The sequence below is a fragment of the Inquilinus sp. CA228 genome (assembly GCF_052078665.1).
GTDB lineage: Bacteria > Pseudomonadota > Alphaproteobacteria > DSM-16000 > Inquilinaceae > Inquilinus.
In genome coordinates this window covers 1-3,150 of record NZ_JBQJIK010000161.1, presented here as the reverse complement: position 1 = coordinate 3,150, position 3,150 = coordinate 1, and the positions used below count along the sequence as shown (strand labels likewise).

General features: G+C 76.0%; 3 protein-coding genes and 1 pseudogene. All 4 read right to left on the bottom strand.

What is annotated here, in order from left to right; all coding sequences use genetic code 11:
- A pseudogene (locus ACTOWL_RS37620) lies at nt 1-515 on the bottom strand (polysaccharide deacetylase family protein); the annotation flags it as partial.
- A gap of 95 nt (nt 516-610) precedes the next feature.
- Nucleotides 611-1,762, bottom strand: coding sequence for a glycosyltransferase family protein (locus tag ACTOWL_RS37615; protein WP_441326420.1), 1,152 nt, complete (start codon nt 1,760-1,762; stop codon nt 611-613).
- A complete protein-coding gene (locus ACTOWL_RS37610) occupies nt 1,759-2,343 on the bottom strand; it encodes a histidine phosphatase family protein (RefSeq protein WP_441326419.1) in 585 nt (194 codons plus the stop codon). The genes ACTOWL_RS37615 and ACTOWL_RS37610 overlap by 4 nt, the downstream gene beginning before the upstream one ends.
- Nucleotides 2,340-2,981, bottom strand: a complete 642-nt coding sequence (locus ACTOWL_RS37605) for a glycosyltransferase (RefSeq protein ID WP_441326418.1) — start codon at nt 2,979-2,981, stop codon at nt 2,340-2,342. Before ACTOWL_RS37605 ends, ACTOWL_RS37610 begins: the two co-directional genes overlap by 4 nt.
- Nucleotides 2,982-3,150: the final 169 nt, after the last annotated feature.

The following is a 3,150-nucleotide window of genomic DNA, read 5'->3' as shown; positions in this document are numbered from 1 at the left end:
GTCCCGGCGTCGCGGGCGCCGAAGCCGGACAGCAGCGTCAGCCCGGCCTCGCCCAGCCGGGCGCGCAGCACCGGTCCGAGGCGGTTCCAGGGCGGCGCCAGCACCGGGCGGTTGCGGGCGCCGAACAGTGCCGCCAGCCGCTCGCGGCCTGCGGTCAGCTCGGCCAGGACGGCCTCCGCCGGGCGATGGTCGCCCAGCTCGGCGGTCTTCTCGCCGGCCGGCGCATGCGACCGGTGCGCCCAGCCGTGCTGGATCACCACGGCGGGCGTGCCGGCCAGGCGTTCGACCAGCGCCGGCTCGGCCCCCGCGGGGATGACTGCCCGCGCGACCCCGCGGCCATGGCGCGCGGCCAGGGCCAGCAGCCGGTCCAGCGCCGGGCTCGGCGCCACCGCATCGTCGTCGCGCCACCAGAAGGTGGGATGGCGGCCGGACGCGGCCCACCGGTCCAGCTCGGTCCGCAGCTCGGTCCAGGAATCGGGGAGGGGCGGGGCAGGGGGCTCGGTCGGCGCGGGCATGGATCGGGACGGTCCGGACGAAAGCGGCACTATAGCCGCAGCCCGCGGCCGCCCGGCAAGCCCCGCATCCCCGATGTCCTGATCCGTCATCCTCCTCACGCGGCGCTCCGTCTTTCCGCGGCGTCGCGCAGGATGACCGCCGCGGTCCGGGCGCCGTCCAGGGCCAGCGCCGCGCGCGGCGGCGGGGGTGCGGCCATGGCGTCGTTCACCGCCCGGGCCAGCCGCTCCGGCGTCAGCCCGGCCTCCGGCACCACGAGACAATGGCCGCGGGCGGCCAAAAGCTCCGCCCGCCGGGTCTGCTCGGTCTCGCCGGCGGCGGCGAAGGGCACGAAGACGGCGCGGCAGCCGGCCCGCATCACATCCATCACCGTGTTGTAGCCGGCCTGGCTGACCGACAGGCGGCAGCGCGCCAGCAGGCTCGGGAAATCCGGCCGTGCCGGCTCGACGATCACGCCCTCCGGCGCCGCTGCGGTCAGGTCCGCGACGGTGCCGGCGGTCAGGTCCGGCCCGGCCAGCAGCCGCCATCGAGTCCGGCTCTGGCCGGAGAGGGCGCGGGCGGCCAGGGCGGTGCGCAGCAGCTCGGCGCCGACCGCGCCGCCGCCGACCGAGACGACCACCTCGTCGACGCCGTCGCCGGGCGGCGCCTCGCGGGTCGAGGGCGCGCCGACATAGCCGGTGTAGCGGATCAGCCCGGCCACCCGCGGGGCAGGCGGGAAGCTGGCCTCGAACGGGATCACCGCCGGGTCGCCATGCACCAGCACCAGGTCGAACAGGGCCAGCGCGGTGTCGGCCATGGCCTCGACCTTCGCCGGGTCCTGCTTGTCGACCAGGATGTCGCGGACCGAGCAGGCGATCAGCGGCCGCGGGCTGGCGCGGCGCGCGATCTCCAGCATCGGCACCAGCTCGAAGGCGAAGGCGCGGCGGCCGAAGGGGAAGGTCTCGACCAGCAGGATGTCGGGCTTCACCCGGGCCAGCAGGGCCAGCAGGTCGGCGGCGCGGCGCTTCTTCCAGCCGGAGTCGATCGGCCGGTCCTCGGCGTCGAGCAGGGTGCGGAAGCCGGTGTCGGCCGACCGCACCGGCGGCAGCTTCACCAACTCGGCGCCGCCCCAGTCGGTGCCGGGCACGGCGAAGCCGCCCTGGGCCACGGTCACGGCGAAGCCGGCCTCGGTCAGCGCGCGGGCGATCGCCGCGGCCCGCCGGACATGGCCGATGCCGAGCAGATGCTGAACGTGAAACAGAACCTTCATGCTGCCAAAAAAATGTTCAGCCGCTCGATCACCGGCGCCCCCGAATCGTCCAGCCGGAACAGGTGTGCGCAGCCCCACTGCAGCCCGTCCGGCGCATCGCCGATCATGGTCCAATCGGCGGCGCAGGCATAGAGCGCCAGGATGACGCCGCGATGACAGATCGCCACGGTGTCGCGCCCCGCGGCGGCGAGCCGCAGCAGCAGCGGCGCCAGCCGGGCCTGCAGCTCACGGTAGGACTCGCCGCCCGGGGCGCGGAAATCCAGGCCCAGCGCCTCGCGCCGGGCCAGCTCCGCCGGGTCGATGCTGGTCCTGTCGGACAGGCGAAGGCCTTCCCAGCCGCCCCAGTCCAGCTCGGTCAGCGCCGGCTCCGGCACCGGGTCGAGGCCGAGCAGCCGCGCCGTCTCCAGCGCCCGGGACAGCGGACTGGCCAGCACCTGCCAGCCGGCGGTCCAGTCCGGCAGGCGCCACCGCGCCGCGGCCACACGCCCGGCCTCCGACAGCGGGATGTCGGCCCGGCCCTGGATGCGGCGCCCGGCGTTCCAGTCAGTCGGCGCGTGGCGCAGGACGAGGAGGCGGGTCATGCCGGGGCCTGCCCGGCGACGACTCGCGCCAGGGTGCGATCGAGGATCGCGGCGGCGGCGGCGATGTCGTGCCGGGCCAGGACATTGGCGCGGGCGGCCTCGCCCATCGCCCGGCGGCGGGCCGGGTCGTCCAGCAGGGCCGCGACGGCATCGGCGAAGGCGGCGGCATCGCCCGGCGGCACCAGCAACCCGGTCTCGCCGTGGCGCAGGATCTCGGCCACGCCGCCGGCATCGCCCCCGGCGGCGCCTGCCACTGCCGGCAGGCCAGCGGCCTGCGCCTCCAGCAGCGCCATGCCGAAGGCCTCGTTGATCGCGGGCCAGACGAACAGGTCGGCCTCGGCCAGCACCTCCGGCAGCGATTCGGGCGGCACCGCGCCGCGGAACATGGTCCGGTCCGGGTCGTAGAGCGGCTCGATCCGGGATCGGGCCGGGCCGTCGCCGATCACGGTCAGGGTCCAGCGCCGGTCGCCGAGGCGCCGCAGGGCGGCCGCGAGCAAGGCATAGGACCGCTCCTTGTCGCCGTCCCGCATCATGCCGATGGCGATCAGCCGAGCCGGATCGGCCGGTTGGCGGGGAAGCGCGGCGAAGGGGGCGGCGTCGAGGAAGGGGGGCAGGCGGACGATGCGCCCCGCCGGCACCAGGGCGGACAGCCCGGCCGCGTCGCGGTCGCTGAAGGTGATCAGCGCCGTGGCTCGGCGCCAGCTTCGCCAGATAAGCGTGGTTGACCGCGGTGCAGGTGGCGGCCCAGCGGACCTCGGCCAGCTTCTCGCGCAGCTCCCACTCCGGCGTGGTCCAGATGTCCTTGGC